At 62.1% G+C, this 24,984-nt stretch carries 22 protein-coding genes and 1 tRNA gene; 11 read left to right on the forward strand and 12 right to left on the reverse strand.

Going from position 1 to position 24,984, the window contains the following annotated elements:
• Window positions 1-8 precede the first annotated feature (8 nt).
• Window positions 9-2,063 carry a bifunctional aldolase/short-chain dehydrogenase gene (locus tag V6B08_RS12585; RefSeq protein ID WP_341981235.1) on the forward strand — a complete coding sequence of 685 codons (2,055 nt, stop codon included), beginning with the start codon at window positions 9-11 and terminating at the stop codon, window positions 2,061-2,063.
• 150 nt (window positions 2,064-2,213) lie between these two features.
• Here the strand turns inward: V6B08_RS12585 and V6B08_RS12590 are convergent, their stop codons facing one another.
• On the reverse strand, window positions 2,214-2,435 hold the full coding sequence (locus V6B08_RS12590; RefSeq protein ID WP_341981237.1) for a biotin/lipoyl-binding carrier protein: 222 nt from the start codon (window positions 2,433-2,435) through the stop codon (window positions 2,214-2,216).
• 24 nt (window positions 2,436-2,459) lie between these two features.
• Between V6B08_RS12590 and V6B08_RS12595 the strand changes: the two genes are divergently transcribed.
• Window positions 2,460-3,371: an SPOR domain-containing protein gene (locus tag V6B08_RS12595; protein ID WP_341981239.1), complete on the forward strand. Its 912-nt coding sequence runs from the start codon at window positions 2,460-2,462 to the stop codon at window positions 3,369-3,371.
• A 136-nt stretch (window positions 3,372-3,507) separates the two neighbouring features.
• On the opposite strand, the gene glnA is transcribed toward V6B08_RS12595, so the two are convergent.
• The 3 genes from glnA to V6B08_RS12610 form a co-directional block, all read right to left on the reverse strand.
• Complete coding sequence (gene glnA / locus V6B08_RS12600; RefSeq protein ID WP_341981241.1) at window positions 3,508-4,917, reverse strand: type I glutamate--ammonia ligase; 1,410 nt, start codon at window positions 4,915-4,917, stop codon at window positions 3,508-3,510.
• 79 nt (window positions 4,918-4,996) lie between these two features.
• On the reverse strand, window positions 4,997-5,335 hold the full coding sequence (locus V6B08_RS12605; protein WP_341981243.1) for a P-II family nitrogen regulator: 339 nt from the start codon (window positions 5,333-5,335) through the stop codon (window positions 4,997-4,999).
• A 191-nt stretch (window positions 5,336-5,526) separates the two neighbouring features.
• The gene (locus V6B08_RS12610) at window positions 5,527-6,711 is read right to left on the reverse strand and encodes a pyridoxal phosphate-dependent aminotransferase (protein WP_341981245.1); all 1,185 of its coding nucleotides are present in this window, start codon (window positions 6,709-6,711) and stop codon (window positions 5,527-5,529) included.
• 116 nt (window positions 6,712-6,827) lie between these two features.
• On the opposite strand from V6B08_RS12610, the gene V6B08_RS12615 reads away from it, so the two are divergent.
• The 4 genes from V6B08_RS12615 to V6B08_RS12630 all read left to right on the forward strand — a co-directional run bounded on the left by V6B08_RS12615 (window position 6,828) and on the right by V6B08_RS12630 (window position 10,668).
• On the forward strand, window positions 6,828-7,154 hold the full coding sequence (locus V6B08_RS12615; protein WP_341981247.1) for an NIPSNAP family protein: 327 nt from the start codon (window positions 6,828-6,830) through the stop codon (window positions 7,152-7,154).
• 6 nt (window positions 7,155-7,160) lie between these two features.
• Window positions 7,161-8,843 carry a thiamine pyrophosphate-binding protein gene (locus V6B08_RS12620; protein WP_341981248.1) on the forward strand — a complete coding sequence of 561 codons (1,683 nt, stop codon included), beginning with the start codon at window positions 7,161-7,163 and terminating at the stop codon, window positions 8,841-8,843.
• 82 nt (window positions 8,844-8,925) lie between these two features.
• The gene (locus V6B08_RS12625; protein ID WP_341981250.1) at window positions 8,926-10,167 is read left to right on the forward strand and encodes an adenylate/guanylate cyclase domain-containing protein; all 1,242 of its coding nucleotides are present in this window, start codon (window positions 8,926-8,928) and stop codon (window positions 10,165-10,167) included.
• 42 nt (window positions 10,168-10,209) lie between these two features.
• Entirely contained in the window at window positions 10,210-10,668 is a 459-nt protein-coding gene (locus tag V6B08_RS12630) for a hypothetical protein (RefSeq protein WP_341981252.1), read from the forward strand.
• A gap of 9 nt (window positions 10,669-10,677) precedes the next feature.
• On the opposite strand, the gene V6B08_RS12635 is transcribed toward V6B08_RS12630, so the two are convergent.
• Window positions 10,678-11,850 (reverse strand): Acg family FMN-binding oxidoreductase, encoded by a 1,173-nt coding sequence (locus V6B08_RS12635; protein ID WP_341981254.1) that lies wholly within the window; start codon window positions 11,848-11,850, stop codon window positions 10,678-10,680.
• Window positions 11,851-11,969: 119 nt separating this feature from the next.
• Between V6B08_RS12635 and V6B08_RS12640 the strand changes: the two genes are divergently transcribed.
• On the forward strand, window positions 11,970-12,863 hold the full coding sequence (locus V6B08_RS12640) for a LysR family transcriptional regulator (protein WP_341981257.1): 894 nt from the start codon (window positions 11,970-11,972) through the stop codon (window positions 12,861-12,863).
• A 261-nt stretch (window positions 12,864-13,124) separates the two neighbouring features.
• On the opposite strand, the gene V6B08_RS12645 is transcribed toward V6B08_RS12640, so the two are convergent.
• Entirely contained in the window at window positions 13,125-13,328 is a 204-nt protein-coding gene (locus tag V6B08_RS12645; RefSeq protein WP_341981259.1) for a cold-shock protein, read from the reverse strand.
• A 512-nt stretch (window positions 13,329-13,840) separates the two neighbouring features.
• On the opposite strand from V6B08_RS12645, the gene V6B08_RS12650 reads away from it, so the two are divergent.
• Window positions 13,841-16,744 carry a bifunctional diguanylate cyclase/phosphodiesterase gene (locus V6B08_RS12650; RefSeq protein ID WP_341981261.1) on the forward strand — a complete coding sequence of 968 codons (2,904 nt, stop codon included), beginning with the start codon at window positions 13,841-13,843 and terminating at the stop codon, window positions 16,742-16,744.
• Here the strand turns inward: V6B08_RS12650 and V6B08_RS12655 are convergent.
• From V6B08_RS12655 to V6B08_RS12675, 5 genes are read right to left on the reverse strand one after another with little or no spacing between them, the layout of a single operon-like run.
• The gene (locus V6B08_RS12655; RefSeq protein ID WP_341981264.1) at window positions 16,741-17,622 is read right to left on the reverse strand and encodes a polysaccharide deacetylase family protein; all 882 of its coding nucleotides are present in this window, start codon (window positions 17,620-17,622) and stop codon (window positions 16,741-16,743) included. The genes V6B08_RS12650 and V6B08_RS12655 overlap by 4 nt on opposite strands.
• A 2-nt stretch (window positions 17,623-17,624) precedes the next feature.
• Window positions 17,625-18,425, reverse strand: coding sequence for an ABC transporter permease (locus tag V6B08_RS12660; protein ID WP_341981266.1), 801 nt, complete (start codon window positions 18,423-18,425; stop codon window positions 17,625-17,627).
• A 14-nt stretch (window positions 18,426-18,439) separates the two neighbouring features.
• Window positions 18,440-19,264 (reverse strand): ABC transporter permease, encoded by an 825-nt coding sequence (locus V6B08_RS12665; protein WP_341981268.1) that lies wholly within the window; start codon window positions 19,262-19,264, stop codon window positions 18,440-18,442.
• Complete coding sequence (locus V6B08_RS12670) at window positions 19,264-20,349, reverse strand: ABC transporter ATP-binding protein (protein WP_341981271.1); 1,086 nt, start codon at window positions 20,347-20,349, stop codon at window positions 19,264-19,266. The genes V6B08_RS12665 and V6B08_RS12670 overlap by 1 nt, the downstream gene beginning before the upstream one ends.
• 10 nt (window positions 20,350-20,359) lie before the next feature.
• The gene (locus V6B08_RS12675) at window positions 20,360-21,397 is read right to left on the reverse strand and encodes an ABC transporter substrate-binding protein (protein ID WP_341981273.1); all 1,038 of its coding nucleotides are present in this window, start codon (window positions 21,395-21,397) and stop codon (window positions 20,360-20,362) included.
• 264 nt (window positions 21,398-21,661) lie between these two features.
• On the opposite strand from V6B08_RS12675, the gene V6B08_RS12680 reads away from it, so the two are divergent.
• Both V6B08_RS12680 and V6B08_RS12685 read left to right on the forward strand, forming a co-directional pair.
• Window positions 21,662-22,372 carry a GntR family transcriptional regulator gene (locus V6B08_RS12680; protein WP_341981275.1) on the forward strand — a complete coding sequence of 237 codons (711 nt, stop codon included), beginning with the start codon at window positions 21,662-21,664 and terminating at the stop codon, window positions 22,370-22,372.
• Window positions 22,373-22,689: 317 nt separating this feature from the next.
• Window positions 22,690-23,076 carry a hypothetical protein gene (locus V6B08_RS12685; protein ID WP_341981277.1) on the forward strand — a complete coding sequence of 129 codons (387 nt, stop codon included), beginning with the start codon at window positions 22,690-22,692 and terminating at the stop codon, window positions 23,074-23,076.
• Window positions 23,077-23,242: 166 nt separating this feature from the next.
• Here the strand turns inward: V6B08_RS12685 and V6B08_RS12690 are convergent.
• Window positions 23,243-23,332: transfer RNA gene (locus V6B08_RS12690), tRNA-Ser, on the reverse strand.
• A 154-nt stretch (window positions 23,333-23,486) separates the two neighbouring features.
• Between V6B08_RS12690 and V6B08_RS12695 the strand changes: the two genes are divergently transcribed.
• Window positions 23,487-24,953 carry a sensor domain-containing diguanylate cyclase gene (locus V6B08_RS12695; protein WP_341981279.1) on the forward strand — a complete coding sequence of 489 codons (1,467 nt, stop codon included), beginning with the start codon at window positions 23,487-23,489 and terminating at the stop codon, window positions 24,951-24,953.
• Window positions 24,954-24,984: the final 31 nt, after the last annotated feature.

The raw sequence follows: 24,984 nt of genomic DNA on the forward strand, positions 1-24,984 counted from the left end.
CCGCCGCGATGAAGAATCTCTGGTCCGACCGCGACGCCAAGGCCGCCATCAAGCATTACGCCCTGCAGGGCGTGAATGAGGATCTGGCCATACGCACCTACACCACGCGGCTGCTCGGCGGCGTGCCCGCCCTGGTGCAGCATGGCGGTGGCAATACCTCGGTGAAGACCAAGATGCGCGACATCCTGGGCAATCCGGTGGACGTGCTGTGCGTGAAGGGCTCGGGCTGGGACATGGCGGTGATCGAGCCGCCAGGGCTGCCCGCCGTGCGGCTGAAGCCGCTGCAGGCGTTGATCGACCTCAAGGCGCTGACCGATGAGGACATGGTCAACGTGCAGCGTTGCAACCTGCTGGATTCGACCTCGCCGAATCCTTCGGTGGAAACCCTGTTCCATGCCTTCCTGCCGCACAAGTTCATCGACCATACCCATGCCGACGCGGTGCTGGCGCTGACCGATCAGCCCGATGGCATCGAGCAGGCGAAGAAGCTCTACGGCAAGCGCATCGCCGTGGTGGAATATGAAATGCCGGGCTTCGGCCTGGCCAAGAAGGCGGCGGAAGCCTTCCGCAAGCAGCCCGATGCCGAGGGCCTGGTGCTGGTGAAGCATGGCATCTTCACCTGGGGCGAGACCGCCAAGCAGGCCTACGACCGCATGATCGAGTATGTCTCGATGGCCGAGGCGCGTCTGGCCAAGGGCAAGAAGACCGTGTTCGTCCAGGCCAAGCAGCCGAAGAAGATAGCGGCGCCCGAAGACGTAATGCCGATCCTGCGCGGCCTGCTGGCCCTGCCGGTCAATCCCGATGACGGCCAGTATGCCCGCTGGGTGTTTGATCGCCGCCAGAGCCCGGAAATCGATGCTTTCGTGAATGGCAAGGATGTGGCGCGCTACAGCCAGGCCGGCACGGTGACGCCGGACCATGTGATCCGCACCAAGCCCTGGCCGGTGATCCTGCCAGCACCCGAGGCCGGCAAGCTGGATGTATTCGCCGCCGAGGCCAAGAAAGCGGTCGATGGTTATATCGCCAAGTACAAGGCCTATTTCGAGCGCAACAATGCTGTGGCGCAGCCGAAGAAGATCATGCTCGATCCGATGCCGCGCGCCCTGCTGGTGCCGGGCCTCGGCCTGATCGGCGTCGGCAAGTCGCGCAAGGATGCCAGCATCGCCGCCGATATCGCGCAGACCGCCGTGGCGGTGATCACCCGCGCCGAGGCCATCGGCAAGTTCACCTCGATTTCCGAGCGCGACATCTTCGATGTCGAATACTGGTCGCTGGAGCAGGCCAAGCTCGGCAAGGGCGGTGAGAAGCCGTTGGCGCGGCAGGTTGTGGTTGTGACGGGCGGGGCAGGGGCCATCGGCGCCGCCACCGCCAAGGCCTTTGCGTCGGAAGGCGCCGAAGTGGCAGTGCTCGATCTCGATGGTGCCAAGGCCGCTGAGATCGCCAAGAAGCTCGGCGGTATCGGCCTTGCCTGCGATGTCACCAAGGAAGCCGACGTGCGCGCGGCCTTTGCCAAGGTGGCGGCGCATTTCGGCGGCGTCGATATCGTGGTGTCGAATGCCGGCAATGCCTGGGGCGGCAAGATCGGCGAAGTTTCCGACGCGCTGCTGCGCCAGAGTTTCGATCTCAATTTCTTCAGCCACCAGTATGTCGCCCAGGCGGCGGTGGCGATCATGCTGAAGCAGAAGACCGGCGGCTGCCTGTTGTTCAACGCCTCCAAGCAGGCGGTGAATCCGGGCCCGGATTTCGGCCCCTATGGCCTGCCCAAGGCTGCGACGCTGTTCCTCTCGCGCCAGTATGCGCTCGACTATGGCGCGGCTGGCATCCGCTCCAGCGCGGTGAATGCCGACCGCATCCGCTCAGGGCTGCTCACCGATGAGATGGTAGCGAAGCGTTCCAAGGCGCGCGGCGTGTCGGAGAAGGACTACATGTCCGGCAACCTGCTCGGCCGCGAGGTCAAGGCCGCCGATGTGGCCCAGGCCTTCGTGCAGCTAGCCGTGGCGCAGAAGACCACCGGCGGCGTCGCCGTGGTCGATGGCGGCAATATCGCGGCGGCGTTGCGGTAAGTCTTACCAGTTCGTCATGCCCGCCTGGGCCCTTCGGGCCTGTGCGCCCACGAACGCCCCTGGCGTTCGCGCGCTTACAGTGACCCGGGCATCTTTTGCCATCAGGCATGAGATGCGCGGGTCTAGCCCGGGCATGACGATTTGAATTAATTAAACCTCGAGCCGCGCCAGCGCCTGGCCTTCCTTGACGCTGTCGCCCTCGGCGACGAGCAGGGCGGCAAGCTTGCCGGCCTTCGGCGCCTCGACCGGGATTTCCATTTTCATCGATTCCAGGATCATCACCACGTCGCCGGCGCCGATGCTGTCGCCCGGCTGGGTTTCGATCTTCCACACCTTGCCGGTGACTTCCGCCTTGATATCGACGCTGGGCATTGCCTTCCCCTTAAGCTTTTTTGAATGTCGTTTCCCGAGTGTCAGGCCTGGGGCCAGATGGATCAAGCCTCGCCAAAGGGCAGGGGCAATGGCATCATCGCCGCCATGAAGGATTCGTCCCGCCGCAACCCTGCTACCCTGCCGCTCCTGGTGCCCGCTGCCCTGGTTCTCGGCTTGCTGGCTGGCTGCGACACGCCCCAGGAGCAGGTTCAGGGCCAGGTTCAGGGCCAGGGCCAGGGCCAGGGCCAGCAACGGCCACAACCGCTACACCCTTCTACCTGGACATTGACCAAGCCACAGCCTGCGACGGCCCCACGGGTGGCGGAGCCTTACCCGATCCAGCCCCGCAGCTACCCGGAGCAGACCAACACCACGCCGGTTGGCTGGGTGTCGCCCGAGGAACGTGCTGCCCAGGAGAAGGCGGCTGAGGAACGCCGTGCCGCCGAGCGCAAGGCGGCCGAAGAACGCGCGGCCCAGGCCGCCGCCGCACCGCCGCCACAGCCGGCCCGCAACACCCGTAGCAGCCAGCAGGGCGGCACCCGTACCGCCGCGGCCAGCCCGGCACCGAATGCCTCGGCGGGATCGCGCCAGAAGCCACCCAGTGCCCAGGGCCAGGCATCGGGCCAGGCAGCCGCCACCAAGCCGGCGGAGTCCATGACCGCCGCGGCGACTCCCAATCCCTATGCCGGGCGCTGGCATGCCCATCTCGCCTCGCATCGCAGCGAGGAAGCGGCGATCAATGACTGGCAGGCCCGGCTCAAGGCGAATCCCCAGGTCTATGCCGAGCTTGAGCCGGCGATCCTCTGGGTCGACCTGCCGAACCGTGGCTCCTATGCCCGCCTGGTCGCCGGCAACTATGCCAGCAAGGCAGAAGCCGACGCCGCCTGCGCCAAGATCACCGGCCCGGGGCGCTACTGCACGGCAGTGGTCGAGTAAGCCAAACCCCATTCAATTCAATATGATGTGCTTCACTTATGAAGCGATGTGTTGCCTTATGTCGTTCGGGGCATGGCAAAGAAAAAGCCCCACCGGTTTCCCGGCGGGGCCTCTCCGTTAGACGATACGGCGTTGCTTAGACGCTGTAGTACATCGAGAACTCGATCGGGTGCGGGGTGTGCTCGAACGCGTACACCTCTTCCCACTTCAGTTCCATGTAGGCGTCGATGAAGTCGTCGTTGAACACGTTGCCGGCCTTGAGGAAGGCGCGGTCCTTGTCCAGGCTCTCGAGGGCTTCACGCAGCGAACCGCAAACCTGCGGCACCTTGGCCAGTTCTTCCGGCGGCAGGTCGTAAAGGTTCTTGTCCATGGCGTCGCCGGGATGGATCTTGTTCTTGATGCCATCCAGACCGGCCATCAGCATGGCGGCGTAAGCGAGGTAGGGGTTCGCGCCCGGATCGGGGAAGCGGACCTCGACGCGCTTGGCCTTCTCGCCGGCGCCGAACGGGATGCGGCAGGAAGCCGAGCGGTTGCGCGCCGAGTAGGCGAGCAGCACCGGGGCTTCGAAGCCGGGGATCAGGCGCTTGTAGCTGTTGGTCAGCGGGTTGGTGAAGGCGTTCAGCGCCTTGGCATGCTTGATGATGCCGCCGATGTAGAACAGGGCCAGTTCCGACAGACCGGCATACTTGTTGCCGGCGAACAGCGGCTTGCCGCCCTTCCAGATCGACTGGTGCACATGCATGCCCGAGCCGTTGTCGCCCTTGATCGGCTTCGGCATGAAGGTCGCGGTCTTGCCCCAGGCATGCGCCACGTTGTGGACGCAGTACTTGTAGATCTGCATGGAGTCAGCCGACTTCACCAGCGGGGCGAACTTGATGCCCAGCTCGTGCTGGCTGTTCGCGACTTCATGGTGATGCTTTTCGACGGTCACGCCCATGCCGGCGATGGTCGCCAGCATTTCGCCGCGCAGGTCATTGCCCTGATCGAGCGGCGCCACCGGGAAGTAGCCGCCCTTGATCGGGGCGCGATGGCCCATGTTGCCGCCTTCGTAGGCCTTGCCGGAATTGTAGGCGCCTTCGATATCGTCGAGGTAGACGAAGGTCTCGTTCATCGACACCTTGAAGCGGGCGTCGTCGAACACGAAGAACTCAGCTTCCGGACCGAAATAGGCGACGTCGCCGACCTTGCTCGACTTGATGAAGGCCTCGGCGGCCTTGGCGATGGAGCGCGGGCAGCGGTTATAGGTGGTGCCGTCGCCCGGGTTCAGCACGTCGCAGAACAGGACCAGCATGGTCTGCGCCGAGAACGGATCGAAGGTAACGGTGTTGAGGTCCGGCTTCAGCAGCATGTCGGACTCGTTGATCGCCTTCCAGCCGGCAATCGACGAACCGTCGAACATGGTGCCTTCGTTGAGCAGATCATCATCGACCATGGCGATGTCGATGGCGAGATGCTGCCACTTGCCGCGCGGATCCGTGAACCGGAGGTCCACGAACTTCACGTCTTTGTCCTTGATCAGCTTAAGAATGGATTTCGCGTCAGCCATGGCTTTTTCCTGCTGCTCTTTCCTGATTCAGGTTAACTGGGTTGGGGTAATGATCAGGCGGTGGCGACCCGCCCAACCGTCAGACCGCTTCCGTGCCCTTTTCGCCGGTACGGATGCGGATGACCTCTTCGACGGTGGAGATGAAGATCTTGCCGTCGCCGATGCGGCCGGTGCGGGCCGCCTGGGTGATGGCTTCGACGGCCTTCTCGACCATGCTGTCGTCGAGCACGACCTCGATTTTCACCTTGGGGAGAAAATCGACTACGTATTCGGCGCCGCGGTAGAGTTCGGTATGGCCCTTCTGCCGTCCGAATCCCTTGGCCTCGGTCACGGTCAGGCCTTGCAGGCCGATCTCGTGCAGGGCTTCCTTCACTTCGTCGAGCTTGAACGGCTTGATGATGGCTTCGATCTTTTTCATGGGTCTTCTGGTGTTTTCCCGATAACCGTCGGCGTTGAAACGAACACCCCAACTGTATGCACGGAGTGTGCCAGCTTTAAGGGGTTGTTAACGCGCTGAAAAGCGGCCTAACCCCAGGGGTGCGGTGGATGGTCTGACGTGCAAAAGGACGGATATTAAGCATAATGCCCTCGTATTAGGCAAATATTTGCTCAATTATTCACCTTGTGCGCCGCCAGCCAATTTCCAACCCGCTGAAGCGCCTCCGAAATAGCCGCATCGTCGGCGGCAAAGGAGAAGCGCAGATAGCCTTCGCCATGGCGCCCGAAGCTGGTGCCGGCGATGGTTGCCACACCGGCATCCTCCAGCAGCGCATCTTGCAGTTGCTTGGCGGAATAACCGGTCTTGGTGATGTTCGGGAAGGCGTAGAAGGCGCCAGCGGGCTGGATGCAGCTTACACCCGGGAGCTTGTTAAGGCCTTCCACGGTCAGTTTGCGGCGCCGGATGAAGGCCTGGCGCATCTGCTCCACCGCGTCCTGCGGCCCCTGCAGGGCGGCAATGCCGCCGAACTGGGTCGGCGCGTTGACGCAGGAATGCACATTGATCGCCAGCTTGGTGGCCAGTTCCGCCAGTTTTTTGGGCCACAGGCCCCAGCCGAGCCGCCAGCCGGTCATGGCATAGGTCTTCGACCAGCCGTCCAGGACGATCAGCCGGTCATGCAGGTCGGTATAGGGGATGAAGCTGGCATAGGGCTTGTCGTCGTCCAGCACCAGGCGCGAGTAGATCTCGTCCGACATGATGGCGACATGCGGATGCTTGGCCAGGCCCTCGGCCAGTTTCTTGACTTCCGCCGCCGGGGCGACGCCGCCGGTGGGATTGGCCGGAGAATTGACGATTAGCAGCCGGGTGCGCGGCGTGATGCGGGCCAGCAGGTCGTCGGCGCGGAAGGCGAAGCCATCCTTTTCCAGCAGCGGATAGCCCATGGCGGTGGCGCCGGTGAAATTCACCAGCGACTCATAGATCGGGAAACCGGGGTCGGGATACATGATTTCGCCGCCGGGCTCGCCGAACATCTGGATCGCGGTGGCCATGGTCACCTTGCCGCCCGGGACGATAACGATGCGGTCGGGATCGACGCTGACACCGCGCCGCGCCGCGATATCGGCGGCCACGGCCTCGCGCAGCGGCAGGATGCCGTTGGCCGGGGTATAGCCGTGATGGCCGTCGCGCAGCGCCTTCACGGCGGCTTCCACCACATGCGGCGGCGTGGAGAAATCCGGCTGGCCGATGCCGAGATTGATCACCGACTTGCCCTGGGCTTCCAGCGCCTTGGCCCGTGCCAGCACCTCGAAGGCGCTTTCCGAGCCGAGCCGGTTCATGCGCGCGGCAATCTGCATGCCATTCCTCCCGTCAGACGTTGCCAAAGCTTATGCCGGGTTTCCTCATGGTCGACAAGGGCGAGGGGGGATTCTAGTCTGCTGCCAAAGCCTTAGCTAAAGACTCAGGAGGAACCATGCTGCTCGATGTGCGCACCTATACCTGCCGGCCCGGCCGCCTGAAGCCGCAGCTCGATCTCTACGAGAAGCTCGGTTTTGCGGCGCAGAAGCGCCATCTCGGCGAACCGCTGGCGTTTCTGGTCACCGAGAGCGGGCCGCTCAATACCTATGTGCATATCTGGGTCTACGAGAATGCCGGCGACCGCGAGAAGAAGCGTGCTGCGATGCTGGCCGATCCGGAATGGCAGGCCTTCATCGCCGCCTCGGCGGCGGAGGGCAATCTGGTGGCGCAGGAAACCAAGCTGATGAACCCGGCGTCCTTCGCGCCGATCAAGCGGAGCTAAGGCGTTATGAGCAAGCGTACCGGCGGCCAGATCCTGGTCGAACAATTGCGTATCCAGGGTGTCGAGATGGCCTTTGGCGTGCCCGGCGAGAGCTACCTCGCGGTGCTGGATGCCATGCATGACCATGCCAATGCCATGCGCTACGTCATCTGCCGCCAGGAAGGCGGCGCGGCGATGATGGCCGATGCCTATGCCAAGCTCACCGGCAAGGTCGGCGTCTGCATGGTGACGCGCGGCCCCGGCGCCACCAATGCCTCCGCCGGCGTGCATGTCGCCTTCCAGGATTCGACGCCGATGCTGTTGCTGATCGGCCAGGTCGGGCGCGACATGATCGAGCGCGAGGCGTTCCAGGAAATCGACTACCGCCGCATGTTCGGCCAGATGGCGAAATGGGTGGCGCAGATCGACGATGCCTCGCGCATTCCGGAATATATCAGCCGTGCCTTCTCGGTGGCGCAATCGGGCCGCCGTGGTCCGGTGGTGCTGGCGCTGCCCGAAGACATGCTGACCGAACTGGCGGAAACCGCCGACGCGCCGCCGGTGAGCGTGCCGGAAGCGCATCCCGGCCCGGAGGACATGCAGCGCTTCAAGGCGATGCTGGAAAAGGCCGAGCGGCCGCTGCTGATTGTCGGCGGCGGCGGCTGGAGCGAGGCCCTGCGGCTTGAAACCCAGGCTTTCGCCGAGGCTGCCGGCCTGCCGGTGGCGCCGGTTTTCCGCCGCCAGGACTATATCGACAATGACTGGCCGAACTATGTCGGCGAGATCGGCATTGGTCCCAATCCGAAATTGGCCGAGCGGGTAAAGAATTCCGATCTGCTGATCGTGCTGGGCGCGCGGCTGGGGGAGATGACCACCGGCGGTTACACGATGTTCGGCATTCCGCGCCCTAATCAGCCGATGGTGCATATCCATGCCGGTGCGGAAGAACTCAACCGCGTCTACCAGGCCGACCTGGCGATTCAGGCATCCTCGCGCGCCTTCATCGCGGCGGCGCGCAAGCTCGGGCCGATCGATGGCAGCCGCTGGGCCGCGCAGGTGAAGCAGGCGCGCGCCGAATACGAAGCCTGGCAGCAGCCGACGCAGTCGCCGGGTCCGGTGCAGATGTCGGAGATTGTGCGCTGGCTGGCGGCCAATACGGCGGCCGATACGGTGGTGACCAATGGTGCTGGCAACTACGCCACCTGGGTCCATCGCTTCCACCGCTACCGCCGCCATGGCGGCCAGTTGGCGCCGACCTCGGGCTCGATGGGCTATGGCCTGCCGGCGGCGGTGGCGGCCAAGCTTGCGGCGCCGGACCGCACCGTGATCGCCTTTGCCGGCGATGGCTGCATCCAGATGACGATCCAGGAATTCGCCACCGCACGCCAGCATGGCGCCAATATCATCGTGGTGGTGATGAACAATGGCATGTACGGCACCATCCGCATGCATCAGGAACGCGAATACCCGACGCGGGTGAGCGGCACCGAATTGTTCAATCCGGATTTTGCCGCTATTGCGCGCGCGTATGGTGGCCATGGCGAAATCGTCGAACGTACCGAGGATTTCGGTCCCGCCTTCGAGCGGGCGCGGCATTCCGGCAAGCCGGCGATCATCGAGGTGCGGGTGGACCCGGAGGCGCTGACGCCGCGCGCTTCCTTGAGCCAGATCCGCGAAACCGCGATAAAGGCGCATCACAGCCAGCGATAGACGGGTTTCGACCACGTAACAGTGATCACGTTTCGGGCGGGAAGCGCAGGTTTTCCCGCCCGCTTTCGTGTAGGCTAAAACCATGGTTGCACTTGAAACTCCCGCCAATGATCCCGGCTCCCTGGATGCTTGGCTGCTGAAGGCCGGCCTGCGCGGTGATGCGGTGGACGACCTGCTGGCCGGTTTTTGCCGCCGGCTGGAAGCCGAGGATTTCGCGCTGACCCGTGTGCATGTCTCGCTGGCGGCCCTGCATCCGCTGATCCGTGCACGCTCCTTCACCTGGCTGCGCGACCAGGCCGGGATCGGCAACGAAGAGATGCCGCACCGCGCGCCTCAGGATGAAACCCAGGCTTGGCTCGAGAGTCCGTTCCGCTACATGCTGAGCAATGACGTGCGCTGCCTGTATCGGCGCCTGACGGGGCCGCAGGCGCAGCTTGATTTCCCGGTGCTGCATGAATTCGCCGCCCAGGGCGCCACTGACTGGCTGGCGCATGCCTTTGGCTTCGGTTGGTCGCTGGAGCATCTGCCGATGACGCCGCGCATGGCCGAGATCGGCATGATCTGTTCGATGACTACCGACCGCCCGAGCGGCTTCCATGCCAGCGAGAAGGCGAGACTTGCCGCTTTGCTGCCGCTGCTGGCGCTGGCGATCAAGGCGACCGTGCAGATGGCCACCACGCGCGATGTGATGGCGGCCTATCTCGGCAACGATGCGGCGCGTCATGTGCTGTCCGGTGATATTCGCCGCGGCATGGCGCACCGTATCGAGGCGGCGATCCTCTATGCCGATCTGCGCGGCTTCACGGCGCTTGCCGACCGGCTGGCGATCGAGCCGCTGGTGGAGACGCTGAACGCCTATTTCGACTGCCTGGGACCGGCCATCGCGGCGGAAGGCGGGCAGGTGTTGAAATTCCTAGGCGATGGCCTGCTGGCCAGTTTCCAGCCGGAAGCGGAAGCACCGATTGATGCTGCCCGGTTTTGCCAGGCGGCCTTGCGTGCAGCCAAAGCCGGCCTGGCGGCGGTGGAGCGCTTGAATGCCGAGCGTGCCGCGAAGGGGCTGGATTGCCTGCAACTGGATATCGCCCTGCATCTCGGTGACCTGATGTATGGCAATGTCGGCACAGCCGACCGGCTGGATTTCACCCTGATCGGGCCGGTGGTGAACGAAGCCGCCCGCATCGAGAATCTCTGTGGTGCCCTGGACCGCAGCCTGCTGGCTTCGGATAGCTTTGCCTTGGCAGCGGGGTCGAAGAGCGGCCTGGCCTCGCTTGGCCGTCATGCCCTGCGCGGCGTGGCCGAACCGCGCGAGATTTTCGGCCTCTGATATTGGCGCTCAAATAACAGGCTGGTTGACGGGCGATGCGATTTGCGCGAGTTTCAGGTACGCGCCAATTCGCCAGAGCCGATGATCACCTACACCATCCTGCTACCCGCCGAACCTGCCACCAGCCCCGAAGGGCTGGCTGTGGCGCAGGAGGTGCTTGAGGCCGCCGGCCGCCGCCACGGTTTCGGGTTTCGCTGGCGCCGCCTTGGCCAGGCCAAGGCGCAGGATGATATGGCTTGGCGCGGCGACGCGATCCTGGCCGCCGGGCCCGTGGCCCATGGCCATCATGGCGATGTGCCCGTATTCATGCCGCCTGGCGATGAGGCCGGCCATACGCTCGGGCTGCTCAATGCCGGCGCCCGCATGCTGGCACATCTGGGCCAGGAAGGTGCCGCCCATACCGTCGCTGCCGCCATGACTCGTGCCATGGCCGATGAGCACCGCCGACTCAGCCCCTCGCGCCCGCGCCAGATGGGCGCCGCGATCCTGCTGGCAATATAGTCAAGAGACTCAGACTCGCACAAACGAGGCGAGCGGTCGACGTGGTGTCGCAGGGGCCGGTTTATCGCTGTAACCCAGTCGGCAGAACATCTGCACGGTTTCTTCGTCCGGTGACGTAGGTGCGGGGCGATTGATCAGTAGCTGATGCGCGCGCGCGTAATACGGCGCCATCTCTGGAAATTCCTGCAGGGCTTGACTCATTGGATGTACTCCAAGGCCCAATTCTGTCGCCTTGAGTTGAAGCCGCAGATATGCGCGCCCGGCATTGATCTGGTCGATGCGGCGATTTTTTCCACTCAGCCAGACAAAGCCCATTGCCGTCTGGCTATGTCCCTCAAATCGACCCATCATTGCTTTGTAAGCTTGGCTGCCTTCCGTCGGCGGCGCACTGCGATCGAACTGCCCCATGGCATCGAGAGCGCGTACCATCAGGCTATTGATGGATATGCCATCACGATGCTTGAGAATCTCTGTGGGGCCGACCCGTGTGAGATGAATGCTTTCCATGACGGTCCGCGGGGTAAGCAATTCAACCCGCGCCGACTGCCAGCAAAGCTCTCGAAGTGGCGGCAGGTCCGGCAGGCTAACTGTACCGCCCACCCGAACCGTCTTGTCGCTCACGCTGGTCATCAGGCTATTCAAGGTATCGACTGAAACCGGGCGACTGACCGAGTAGTTGGATTTCGGCGTATGACGTTTAAGTGCCTGCGCGAAAAGCGGGTCATTCAATCCGCCGGGCTTAAGCGTGATGCGGGCAATCGGGCGCTGATCCCAATCCTTCAGGTCGGCGCCTAACTCCCCCTGTGGCCATAAGGCCACCTCCGCGGCGCTGCCTTGCGCTGCTGCCGCTAGCACCAACAGCTCGATGAAGGCGCCATGTCCAATCAAAATCTGGCGGCCGAAGGGATCTGTTTGCGGCAATACTCTTGTGGTGTCAGTGAAGACGGTAATGACGCCGTCCTCCCTCAGATCAACCAGCCAAGGCTGCAGGTTGTGCGGATTGGGCGCCGTGATCGCATAGGCTAGCGCGCGGCGGCGTGGATCGGTCTCATTTTGAGGGCCTTTCCAGGCCTCGACAGCCTGATCCGGGAAGTCGCTGCTTGGCGAGCAACCACTCACCGGCATAGTCGCTGCGACGACGATACCGCCGCCTACCAAACGAATGAAATTTCTGCGGTGCATGTTCGACGCTTTCCCAAAGGGTGCAGATAGATGCTGGTCATCAGCAGGAACATGCGGCTATTGTGCAAAGATAACCCGTCTATCACAATTGGCTATCTTCGCACTTATGGATTTCATTTATGAATATCTCGTTTGACTGGTCGCTGGTGCGCTCGTTTCTTGCCGTGCTTGACCACGGCAGCCTGCTGGCTGCCGCGCGTCAGCTTAAATCAAGCCAACCGACCATTGGGCGACACGTAGCGGAACTTGAAGCGCAACTCGGGCTGGCGCTGTTTGATAGAACCGGGCGGGGCCTGATGCCGACCGAAGCGGCATTACGCCTTGCGGATTCTGCGCGTGCCATGCAGAGCGGAGCTGACCAACTTGCTCGCAGTGTCATCGGCTCTGATAAGTCCACATCCGGCACAGTGCGCATCAGTGCCAGTCAGACCGTTGCCTGCTTTGTCTTGCCGGCCTTGTTGGCACAGATGCGCCAAGCGTTGCCGGACATACAGGTCGAACTGGTTGCCAAAAATTCCGTGAGCAATCTCTTGAGGCGAGAGGCCGATATTGCGGTGCGGATGGTGCAGCCTGAGCAGGCCAGCATTATCGCGCGCAGGGTGGGTAAGGTGGGGTTGAGAGCCTGCGCTCACCAGGACTATTTGCGTCGACGCGGCGCGCCTCGCCATCCGCGCGATCTTCTCGGACACGATCTCATCGGTGGCGACCGCAACGACAGCATCCTCAGAGGCTTCGCCGCGAATGGTCTTGTGGTCGAGCGAAACAATTTCGCATTTCGAACGGATGACCTGATCGCGATATGGCAGGCCGTGCGGGCGGGTTTGGGAATCGGCTTCGTTAGTGAGCTCCTGATCCGCAGCGATCCCTCGGTAATCCCGGTTTTACCGAAACTGAAAATAGAACCGCTGCCGGTCTGGTTGGCGGTTCACAAGGAGATACGCACCAACAAGCGAATCCGGGCCGTCTATGATTTTCTCTCCGATGCCTTGACCAAGGCGATACACCACAATTAGTGCAACGAAGTCTGTCCGGACTATCGCCATTCATTGCCTTCTATTTGGAAGGCGCAGGCGCACCATCCTTATTGTTTGGTCCGGCGCCGCCAGCGTGCTGCCGGTACATCCTGATGCCGCTTGATACGCTCGGGCCGCTCAATGCCGGTGCCAGATGGGCACCGCGATCCTGCTTGTCCTCTAAGGCAATTCACTGTTCGCAGAAATGAAAACGGCGGCACCGATGATGCCGCCGTTCTGCTCAATCTGAAGCGCTGGCGGTCAGGCCGGCTTGATATTCACCGCTGCGGTCTTGCCGCGCTGGGTGGCGAGTTCGTAGCTCACTTTCTGGCCTTCGTTCAGCGTGGTGAGGCCGGCCTTCTCCAGGGCGGTGATATGCACGAACACGTCCTTGCCGCCGTCGACCGGCTGGATGAAGCCGAAGCCCTTCGTGTTGTTGAACCACTTAACGGTACCGTTCGCCATAGGAGACTCCTCTGCGGCAATTGACATGGCAATCGCTGGCTCAGCAGAGCCAGACGAAGACAACCGGAATTTTTGGAAGCGTCCCCTGCCACCCATGGGCCGGTTGGATCGAGGGCTATGCCACAGCACAGCGCGCCTTTGTTTCGCTGAAGATTTACCCAAGCCAAAAACAACGATTGCGCGCCTGATAACAAGACAGGAGATCTATAAAGTCAAGCTATGCCAGTGGGATAGGGATATCTGCAGCGAGCGGAAGGGAGTTTTCTAACGTCCTTAGAATAGCGCTGCTCCGGCTCAACTGCACGCCAACTGCTAGGAATTGCCTTTGAAACGGCCCTCGAACCCTCTGGTGTGTATTAATCATATATACCCTTTAAGATATACTATATATAAGTAGGCGTGTGGAATGCAATATGGGCAATACTTTACAGTTGAGTGTGGCTTTTACGAGGAGATAAGTTTCATCTTCCAAGGGCGGGGCGCTGAACCCGCCGCAGTGGGAGACGGAACACATGCCCAAGCTTGGGAGTGCTTCTTTATCGGCTCGCATGGCAATCCTGGTTGCCCTCATCGTGGCGCCCACGGTGTTGCTTGCGGTTTACCTTGCAGACATGCGCCGCACGCAGGAGCTCGACCACATCCGCAGGGAGGCGCTGGGATTCGCCCGCACCGTGGCCTATCAGCAGGGCCAGGCGTTGCAGCAGGTCCGCCAGCAACTCGGGCGGCTTGCTTCCAACGGCGAGCCTTTACTGGGGAGCGGTTGCAGCGACGAATTGAATGATCTTCTGCGGCTCGGCTCGATCTATTTCGAAATCGCCCTGGTCGATCTCTCCGGTGAACTGACCTGCTCTGCACGGACTCAGTTTGCCTCTCTGCGTATCGCGGACCGTGGCTATTTCACCCAGGCCTTGGTGACGGGAAACTTCACCCTCAGCGATGTGGTCCAGAGCAGGTTGAGCAAGAAGTGGTCAGTGATCGCAGCTCAGCCGGTAGTGATCGACAATATGATGCGGGCGATGATTGTTGCCAGCCTGGATTTCAACTGGGCGCAGAACTTGCTTACCAATCTGAAATTACCAGAAGCCTCTATTATCAGCATGTCGGATGCGAATGGCATTGTAATCGCGCGGGCACCGGACTCGGAGCGCTTCGTCGGCAGGCAATTGCTGGAGGCGGAGAGTTTCCGCAAGCTGGTGGCATCGAGCAGTGAGGGCTACGTGCATTCTGCGGGTCTGGATGGTGTGCCACGTATCATTGCCTATGCTCAGGTTCCAGACAGCAGTCTCTTCGTTCGCGTCGGCATTCCACGCAAGGATATTGACGCGGCGGGCAGCATGGCGCTGCAGGCTGGTGGCTTGGCGGTATTGTTTACGCTGCTGACCACGGGCCTTTTCGGCTGGTCGGGTTCGCGCCAGCTGCTGCTGCTGCCGATCCGCCGGCTTGCCAGTGCTGCAGAAACGCTTGGCAAGGGCAATTGGACTATTCGCACCGGCCTGCCGCACGGCGATCATCTGCTTGGTCGTCTGGCATCCAAGATGGATGAACTCGCTTCTTATGGTCAGCGCCTTACACGTGCTTTCCGCACGTTAAGCGCGGGTAACCGTACGCTGCTGCGAGAGAGCAGCGAACCCTCGCTGCTCAATGCAATGTGCCGTGTGGCGGTGGAGCAGGGTGGTTATGCCCTGGCATTGGTGAACTACCTGCGTCATGACGAGGGCAAGACTGTTGAGCCGGTGGCGCATTTCGGGGCATCCAATGGCTTCATCGAAACCATGAATCTGACCTGGGCAGATACCGAGCGCGGCCGCGGCTCGGTCGGCATGGCAATCCGCAGCCGCAAGCCTTGCGTCATCCATCGGTTGGCCGAAGATCCGCGCTTCGCTCCTTGGCGCCAAGAAGCGGTGATCCGCAGCTTCGGCTCCATCGTGTCGCTGCCGCTGATGGTGGAGGGAGAAGTTATCGGTACCTTTACGCTGATCGCCCAGGAGCCGGAGGGCTCGTTTGATGATGCCGAGATGAGCCTGCTGGAGGAAATGGCCGCGGACCTTTCCTTTGGTATTCAGGTGGCGCGAGCTGGGGTCAAACGCCGCGAGGCAGAACGCCGGGCCGAATATGCGCTCACTCATGACAACTTGACGGCCCTGCCCAATCAATCACTGTTTCTTTCCCGACTGACGGCAGCGCTGGAGGCTGCAGCCGACCGCCACGAACCGGTGGCGATCCTGTCGATCCTGCTGCCCCGCCTGCAGGAAGTTTATGACGGCTTTGGATCGGAGCCCGGCAACGTGGTGGTGTGTGAGATAGCCAATCGGCTGCGCATGGTGCCGGGCGTTGGCGAGGCATTGGCGCGCCTATCAGCCAACGAGTTCGGGCTAATTCTGGCTGACCACGATGCCGCGCGTGCGGCCAAGCTATCGAAGGCCGTGCTGGCTGTGTTCCAGCAGCCAGTACAGATTGGTGAGGCGCAGATTGATGTTGGCGCTGCAGTGGGCGCCAGCTTCTATCCTGGTCATGGCGAAGATGCAGATGCGCTGCTGCGCCGCGCCTCTATTGCTGCGCGCGAAGGCGCTCAGCGGGAGGCGCATTTTCTGGTTTATCGTGGCGCCACCGAGCGCGAAAACCCGGAACGCTTGGCGCTAGCCGCTGAATTGCGAAGCGCAATTGCCCGTCGTGAACTGGTGCTGCACTACCAGCCGAAAGTGAACCTGGCCAGTGGCGAACTTTGTGGTGCTGAAGCGCTGATCCGCTGGCCCCATGGCTCACGCGGCATGCTGCCGCCGGTGAAGTTCGTGCCGCTGGCCGAGGAAACCGGTCTTATCCGCTCAATGACCCGGTTTGTTGTGGATGCGGCAATTCGCCAGCAGCATCTCTGGCTGACGCGCCAGCAGCAACTTCCTGTGGCGGTGAACCTTTCGGCCAAGAACCTGTACGATCCGCAATTCCTCGAGACCTTTCAGTCGTTGCTCGAAACCTGGGGAGTGCCGGCGCATCTGGTGGATATAGAACTGACCGAAAGCGCCCTGGTCGAAGACCCGGAAATGGCGAAGCGCATTCTTTCCCGGCTGCGTCAGCTTGGTGCAAAAATATATATCGATGATTTTGGCACCGGGTATTCGTCGCTAAACTATTTGGTGACCCTGCCAGTGCATGCGCTGAAGATAGACCGGTCTTTTGTGCAGCAAATGAGTAAAAGCCGCGAAGCCTATTCGGTTGTCGCCTCCATCATTTCCATGGCGCATAATCTCGGGCTTCGGGTTGTCGCGGAGGGCGTTGAGACCGAATCCGAACTCGAAATGCTGCGCGAACTCGGCTGCGATGAGGGGCAGGGGTATCTTTTCGCCAAGCCGATGGAAGCAGATCGTTTCGATGCGACCTGTCTTGGCGGCGACCGCGCTGATCGGAAAGATTCTGATTAAGGATGCTGCGCCAACCAGTGGCGGGCGATCTGCTCGCGTGTGGCGATCCAGGCTGTATCCGATTGCGTGATGTGGCGCAGGATGCGATCCAGCGCACCGATGCGGCCCGGCCGGCCGATCATGCGCAGATGCAGGCCGATGGAAAGCATGCGCGGCGCCATGCTGCCTTCCTGCGCCAGCCAGTCATAGGCATCGCAGACATAGGTGGCGAAATCGGCGCCTAGCGCGAAACGCTGCGTGTTCTGAAATTGCATGTCGTTGGTGTCGAAGGCATAGGGCAGCACCAGATGCCGCTTGTCGCCGATGCTGACGAAATAAGGCAGGTCGTCGTTGTAGGCGTCGCTGTCATAGAGAAAATTGCCGGCCTCCAGCAGCAGCCGGCGGGTGTTCGACGAGGATGCCGAACGGGTATGCCAGCCGCGCGGTTTCCGCCCGGTGACGGCTTCGATGGCGGCGACGGTACGATGGATGCGTTCGCGTTCCTCGGCTTCGCCAAGGTCGGCATGGCTTTCCCAGCGCCAGCCATGGGCGGAGACTTCATGGCCGCGCCGCACCGCATCCTGCGCCAGTAGCGGCGACCGCTCAACGGCATAGCCACAGGCGCTCACTGTGGCTTTCGCTTGATAGCGGTCGAACAGATCCATGATGCGCCACCAGGCGGCGCGGGTGCCATATTCGAAATGGCTTTCGACACAGGGATCGCGGCCCTTGAGGCCATGTACCACTTCGTAGATTGCTTCGTTATGGTCGTCGCCGCCGGAGACGGTGAATTCCGAGCCCTCCTCGAAATTCACCACGAAGGAAACTGCCACCGCCTTGCCTTTGGGCCAGCTTACATGCGGCGGTTTGCCGCCATAGCCGATCAGGTCACGTACCACAGTCAGTCTCCGGTTCCGGCCATGCGGTTCAATCCCACCAGGCGGTCGCCGAGCAACAGCAACAGCAGCGTGGCACCTAGGATCAGCGAAGACAAAGCGGCCAGAGTCGGGTCCGGCGCTTCCTCGATATATTGCAGCATCTTGATCGGCAGCGTTTTGGTACGGGCATCGGTGAGGAAGATTGAGATCGGGTAATTGTCGAACGATGCCAGGAAGGCGAAGAAGCCGGCGGTGAAGAAGGATGGTGCCAGGGCCGGTACCATCACCTTCACGACAGCCTGCGGAAAATTGCAGCCCAGGCAGCGGGCCGCATCGATCAGGGTGAAGTCGAAACGCGACAGGCCGGCCAGCATGGTGCGCGCCACAAAGGGCAGGGTGATGATCAGATGCGCCAGCAGCAACGCCGGATGCGCGGCAGTGAGCCCCGCACCCCGGAAGAATTGCAACAGCGCAATGCCGATCACCAGGCCCGGCAGCATCAGCGGCGAGACCAGCAGGGCGGCGACGAGGTCCGCGCCTGGCAGCTTGCCGCGCTGGATGCCGATGGCGGCCAGCGTGCCGAGCAGCAAAGCGGCGGCGGTGGAGATCAAAGCCACCTCCAGGGTGAGGTAAAGCGCCGGCCAGAAGCCATCCAGCCGGGTGATGCGTTCATACCAGCGGGTCGAGAGGCCACCGCTCGGCAGGTCGAAGACCGGCGTGGGCGAGAAGCTGGTGGCGACGATCACCAGCAGCGGCGCCAGCAGGAACAGGGCCGCCAGCAGGGCCATCAGGATGGCGAAGGCGGTGGCGAGGCGTTGTGTCATTTGCCTGCTCCTTCCTAGCCGCGCGGCTTGCCGAGCTTGCTGCTCAGGATCACCACCGCGAGCGCGATGGCCAGCAACACGGCGCCGGCAGCAGCACCGAAGGCCGGCTCGCGAGTGAGCAGGAAGGATTTGGCGATCAGGGTTGGCAGCGTCTGGTAGCGCTCGCCCATCAGCAGGGTCGGCACCACATAGGCCGAGACCGAGAGCGAGAATACCAGGGCCGTGCCGGCGACGATGCCAGGCAGGCTCAAGGGCAGGGTGACACGCAGGAAGCAGAGTAGCGGGGGGGCGCCAAGCGTGGCCGCGGCTTCTGAAAGCCGCTTGTCGATCTGCGCTACCACGGCATAGACCGAGAGGATCATGAAGGGCAGGAAGATGTTTACCGCGCCGACGATCAGCGCCGTCTGGGTGAAGATCAGGCGCACGGGCTCGTCGATGATTTGCAGTGCCATCAGGGTCTTGTTGACCACGCCGGTCGAGCGCAGCAGCACGGTCCAGGCGAATGACTTGACGATCACGCCGATGGAAAGCGGCAGGAACAGGCTGAGCAGCAGGGCGCTGCGCAGTTTACCCTTGATATAGGTGAGGCCGAAGGCGGCCGGGTAGCCGATCAGCAGTGCAAAGAAGGTGGTCAGCGCGGCGAATTTCAGCGAATTGCCGATGATGCCGAGATAGTAGCTGTCGCCGAACAGCTTGCCATAGGCGGCGAGGCTGAAGCCCTGGGCGCTGGTCAGGCTCACGGGCAGCAGCAGGGCGAGCGGTAGCAGGAACAGGCCGCAGAGCGGCACCAGGGCTGGCAGCAGCAAAGCGGCCCAGGGGCGCTGCTCGCGGCTCAGCATCACGCCGCCTCCGCCGCCGGATAGACGAAGGTTTGCGCGACGGGCCAGTGCAGGCTGACATCGCTGCCTTCGTCGGGCAGGCCTTGGCCGCCGGAAAACTGCGCCACCACGCGCTGGCCGTCCTCTGCCGCCAGATGCAGCATGCTATGGGCGCCATGGAAGATCGCCGCCGTCATGCGGCCGGCAATCGCGTTGGATTCCGCCGAAGGGGCGCTGCCAAGTTGCAGGCATTCCGGCCGCACGGCGACGACGACAGATGAGCCTGGCGCGAAATTCGCCGCTGCACGCAGGCGACCGAGCGCGGTCTTGATTTCCACCATGCCCTGCGCCGGGTTGCCCAGCACTTCGCCATGCAACTGCGTCGACTGGCCGATGAAGCTCATGGCGAACAGGCTGGCTGGCGCGGCATAGAGCGTTTTCGGGTCGGTATATTGCTCGATGCGGCCGCGATACATCACCGCGATGCGGTCCGACATCGTCAGTGCCTCGTCCTGATCATGGGTGACGAAGATCGCAGTGGTGCCGATGCGGCGCAGCAGATGGCGTAGCTCCACCTGCATTTCTTCCCGCAAATTGCGGTCGAGTGCGCTCAGGGCTTCGTCAAACAGGATCACGCCCGGTTGCACCGCCAGGGCACGGGCCAGCGCCACGCGCTGCTGTTGCCCGCCGGAAAGTGCTGAGATCGGGCGTTCGGCGACATGGCTGAGATGCACCAGTTCGAGATACAGCGCCACGGTGGCGGCGATGGCCTTGGCGTCCATGCCTTTCAGCCGCAGGCCAAAGGCGACATTGCCGGCGACCGAGAGATGCGGAAAGAGCGCATAGTTCTGGAATACCACGCCGACCTGCCGCTTATGCGGCGGCAGTTTGGTTACATCGCGGCCATCGATGCTGATGCTGCCGCTATCGGGCGTCACCAGGCCGGCGATGGCGCGCAGCAGGGTGGTTTTGCCGCAGCCCGATGGCCCCAGCAGGGTCACCAGTTCGCCGGCTGCGATATCCAGGTCGACGCGGTCGAGTACCGTTGTCGGTCCATATTGCTTGCTCACTGCCTTGATTGTGAGGGGCGCCGCCTGGCTGCTCATGGCCGTGGCCTCACAGCAATTCGCGGTTCCAGCGTTCGATCCAGCCCGGCCGGCCCTTGGCGAAATGTGCCCAGTCCGGCGCGAACAGCGTTGCCAAGTCCGGGAAGCCGGCCGGTTTGGTGGCTGCCGGGTTCACCGGCGCGACGAAGGCCTTGGCTGCCAGCACACTCTGCACTTCGGGGCTCAGGAAGGCTTCCAGCGCGGCATCGGCGAGGCCGGCATTGGGGCCGTTCTTCACCTTGGCTAGGCCGGACGGCATGGCGAAGCCGCCTTCCTTTGGGATCGCCAAGTCGATCGGCGAGCCTTCCGCCTTGCGGATCAGGGTATAGGCCGAGAACTGGCCGGCGATCAGCGTCGCCTCGCCCTGTTCCAGCAGGTTAATCGCCTGCGGTGCGTTGGTGTAGATATTGAGCAGGTTCGGCTTCAGGCTCTTCAGCTTGTTGAACGCGGCGTCGATCTCGTATTGCGCTTCCTTGAACGGCTTGCCGGTTTCGAGATGCGCCGCGATCAGCAGGGTCCAATAGCCTTCGGTGTTGTTGAGCGACGGCACGATGATGCGGCCCTTGTTGCCGGCGGCCCAAAGGTCGGTCCAGCTTGCCGGCGGGGTCTTCATGCGGGTGCTGTTGAAGGCGATGCCGGCCCAGGGCTGCTGGTAATTCACCCACAGGCCATCGCGATGCACCGCGCTGGCGGCGAGCTTGGCCATGGTCGGCACGGCAGTGGGCGACATCTTTTCGATCAGATCCTGGTCGGCGGCGGCGATCATCACCGGATCGTCCATCACCACCACGGACATTTTCGGTGCCGCCTTGTCGGCCTGCATCTTCTGCAGGTTGGTCAGCGAGTTGGTGCCTTCGTAGAGAATCTTGGCACCGATCTTCTTCTCCATCAGCGGGAAGATATCGGCGTTGAAATACTTCGCCGCACCGGCCGGACCGCCGATGACGATCTCCTTGGCTTGAGCGCGGACGATGGCCGGGGCGCCGAAAGCCGCGAGCGCCGAAGCGGCTAGGCCGCCCTTGAGAACCGCCCGGCGCGTCGGCGCCATGGAGTGAGAAGTCCGCTTGATCGCCATCCCCGCTACCTTTCCCCGTTGCTGCGCGGTGCCATATCGGCCAACCGCCTCGGCGAAAACAACGCAAGCCTTGTGCCAAGTGTGCACATTTTATATAAGCGTTTGTCAGGTATAGGTTTTCACTTTCCGGCGCGATGCCGGTCCAGATTGGCGCCCATAAGAATGTGCACAAAAATATCCAGATTGTGCACATTTGTTGGGCGGCATCTGGGATGACTGAAGACAAGGGCAGGGACCGTGAGCACGCGGCCGCGCATGAAGAATCCGCTGAAGGGCGATGCCAGCCTGGATGAGTCGATCTATGCCAGGATCGCTGAGGCCATTCTGCATGGCCGATTGAAAGCCGGCACCAAGCTGCCGGAGCAGCGGCTGGCTGCCCTGTTCGGTGTATCGCGCGAACGCATCCGCAAGACGCTGCATCGCCTGGCGGCTGAGCGCCGGCTGGAAATCATCCCGAACCGCGGCTGCTTCGTGCCGAGGCCGACCGTGGAGGATGTGCGCACCGTCTACGAAGCGCATCGCGTGTTCGAGGCCGGCATTATCGAGCAGTTGTTGCGCGTGCTGGATGAACGCATCCTGGCCGCGCTGGATGCGCATCTCGCTGCCGAGCGTGCGGCGGCAGAGCGCGGCGACCGTGCCGCCTCGGTGCGGCTTTCCGGTGCCTTCCATCTGCTGCTTGCCGACCAGCTTGGCAATGCCGAGCTATCGCGTTTCCTGCGCGAGTTGCTCAGCCGCTCGTCGCTGATGGTGTCGGTCTACGAGCCGGCGCAATCCTCGCTTTGCGCTGTGGACGAACACGGCGCGATCGTCGCAGCCTTGCGCGCCCGCGACCTGGAAGCAGCGTTGCGGCTCTCGCGCGAGCATTTCAGCCATATTGAAAGCCGGCTGAATCTCGAACGCGGCGCACCCGATGAGCCAGACCTCGCGGGGATCTTTGCAGAAGAGTGATAAGGTCAGCCTCAGGCTATGAATATAGACCTGCTGGCGGTGGCCTCGCCAAAGCTGTTGCAGCAAGCTGTGCGTTCATCATGCTGCATCTAAAAAAGCCGTAAAATCACGCCCTTGCAATTGTACTTGTTGGGCGGCTGCAATCAATTGCAAGCCCCGTATGTGGCATTTCGGCAACGTCGCCGAAATTTGCCCCGCAGAGTCTCATGCAAGATGCTTACACGATTGTACGTACACAGTGTTGTGTCGAAAATTACCAGGCACTTGGATTCGCATTTCGTATCCGAGGCTAGTTTTCAGAAACATTGGGGGATGCAGTGAAGAAGATTTTTACAGTAAGTGCTGTGCTGCTTTGCGGGTTGGTTCTCAATGGGTGCGTCTATCCGGATCCGACCTATAACATGTATGCCCCCGGCGGAGCGCTGGCGGACAAATCGGAAGGCCCTGCGCTTCTGGCTTCGGCTGACGACAATTTGCTCAAGACGATGTTTCCCGTTGGTACCGGCCGCGACCGCGTGATGCAGTCGCTGGGCGTGCCGATGTCGGCGTCGAGCAATTCTGACGGCACGACCGTTCAGGTCTTTTCCCATACCTTCACCAGCTATCAGCGCAAGTTCGTTGAGATGAACATGCTGACGGTGACCTATGATCCGGAAAGCAAGGTGAAGTCGACCTCGCTGACGAAAACCCGCAGCACCTGGTAATTCCAGCGCTTCAGCATGCTGGTTACGAATCATGCCCGGGTCATCCCCGGGCATGATGCTTTTGGGCCTCGGGTGTTTTATGTGTGCGCAGCGCCGTCCGGCTGCAGATACGGCAAAATCTTTCTGAAATCAGCAAAATACCAATATCGCAGGGACCATTTTGGAGTGGCGGATGGGGTGAGATTCGAACTCACGGTACCCTTGCGAGTACGGCGGTTTTCAAGACCGCTGCCTTAAACCACTCGGCCACCCATCCGGCCCGGCAGGCAATAGCCCCGACAGTTGAGCCGGTCAACCTTTTCAACCATTTCGCGGCATTCAGACGCTGCCAAAGGTAGCAAAAGCGGCCGTGTTACTCTTCCGCAGCGACGGTCCGGGTGCTAATGTCGGGCCTGAGGCGGGGGTACGTTTTGGTCAAACCGATTTACAATAGGCGTCTTCTGGTACTGGCAGTCGGTGCCCTACTGCTGGTCGGTTTCGTGGCCACCAGCGTGGCGAGCTACTGGGTTTCGCGCCAGAGCCTGCGCAATGCCATTACCGAAACCGAGCTGCCGCTTACCTCGGACAATATCTATTCCGAAATTCAGAACGATCTGGTCCGGCCGATCCTGATTTCCTCGCTGATGGCGAGCGATACCTTTGTGCGCAACTGGGTTCTGGAAGGCGAGCGCGACCCCAAGCTGGTGTCGCAGTATCTCAACGAAATCAAGACGCGCTACAACGCCTTCACCAGCTTCTTCGTCTCCGACCGCACCTACACCTATTATCATGCCGATGGCGTGCTGAAGAAAGTGCACCCGGATGAGCCGCGCGATGTCTGGTATTTTCGCGTCCGCGACATGCAGGCGGATTACGAGATCAATGTCGATCCCGACATGGCGAATTCCGACGCCCTGACGATCTTCATCAACTATCGCGTCCGCGATTACGATGGCAATTTCATCGGCGCCACTGGTGTCGGCCTCACCGTCAATGCGGTGCGCAAGAAGCTCGATGACTACCAGCAGCGCTTCAACCGCACGGTCTATTTCGTCGACCTCAACGGCAAGGTGGCCATGGTCGGGCAGGGCGGCCAGGTGCCGGAGACTGACATCTCGATGCGCGGCGATATCGCCAGCGTGCTGCCGCATCTTTCGAAGACCGAGACCAAGTCGTTCCAGTATACTTACAAGGACGAGGCCCGACTGCTGAATGTGCGCTATATCGACGAACTGCACTGGTACCTGTTCGTTGAGAAGTCGGACGAAGCCGCGCTGGCCGGCATCACCCGCACGCTCTATTGGAACCTGCTGATCAGTATCGGCATCACCCTGCTGGTGCTGTATGGCTCGCGCCAGGTGATCAACCGCTTCCAGGGCCGGCTGGAAGAGATGGCCACCACCGACCAGCTCACCGGCCTGGCGACGCGTCACGCCTATGAATTGCTGATGCAGCAGGCGATGCGCGATGCCCAGCGTCATGACCTGCCGCTCTGCGTCATCATGGTCGACGTCGACCGCTTCAAGCTGATCAATGATGGCTTCGGCCATGTCGCTGGCGACCGCGTGCTGCGCGGTGTGGCCGATGCGATGCGCGCCGCCTTGCGCTCTTCCGATCTCGTCTGCCGCTGGGGCGGCGATGAATTCCTGGTGGTACTGCGGAACTGCGATATCGTGAACGGCGAGCGCATTGCCGAGAGCATCCGCGAGGTGATCGAAAGCGCCGAATTCCATGTCGGCGGCCGCGTTGTCACCGCCAGCGTCAGCCTTGGGGTTGCCTCCCTGGCCCCGGACGAATTGCTCGATCACCTGCTGACCCGGGCCGACGACGCGCTCTATCAGGCCAAGGAAGAAGGGCGCAACTGCGTCCGCATCGCCGAGACGCCTGTCGAGGCTTGACCATCGCCTTCAGCTTTAATGCGGGCCAGCC

This window comes from Ferrovibrio sp. MS7 (assembly GCF_038404985.1).
Lineage (GTDB): Bacteria > Pseudomonadota > Alphaproteobacteria > Ferrovibrionales > Ferrovibrionaceae > Ferrovibrio > Ferrovibrio plantarum.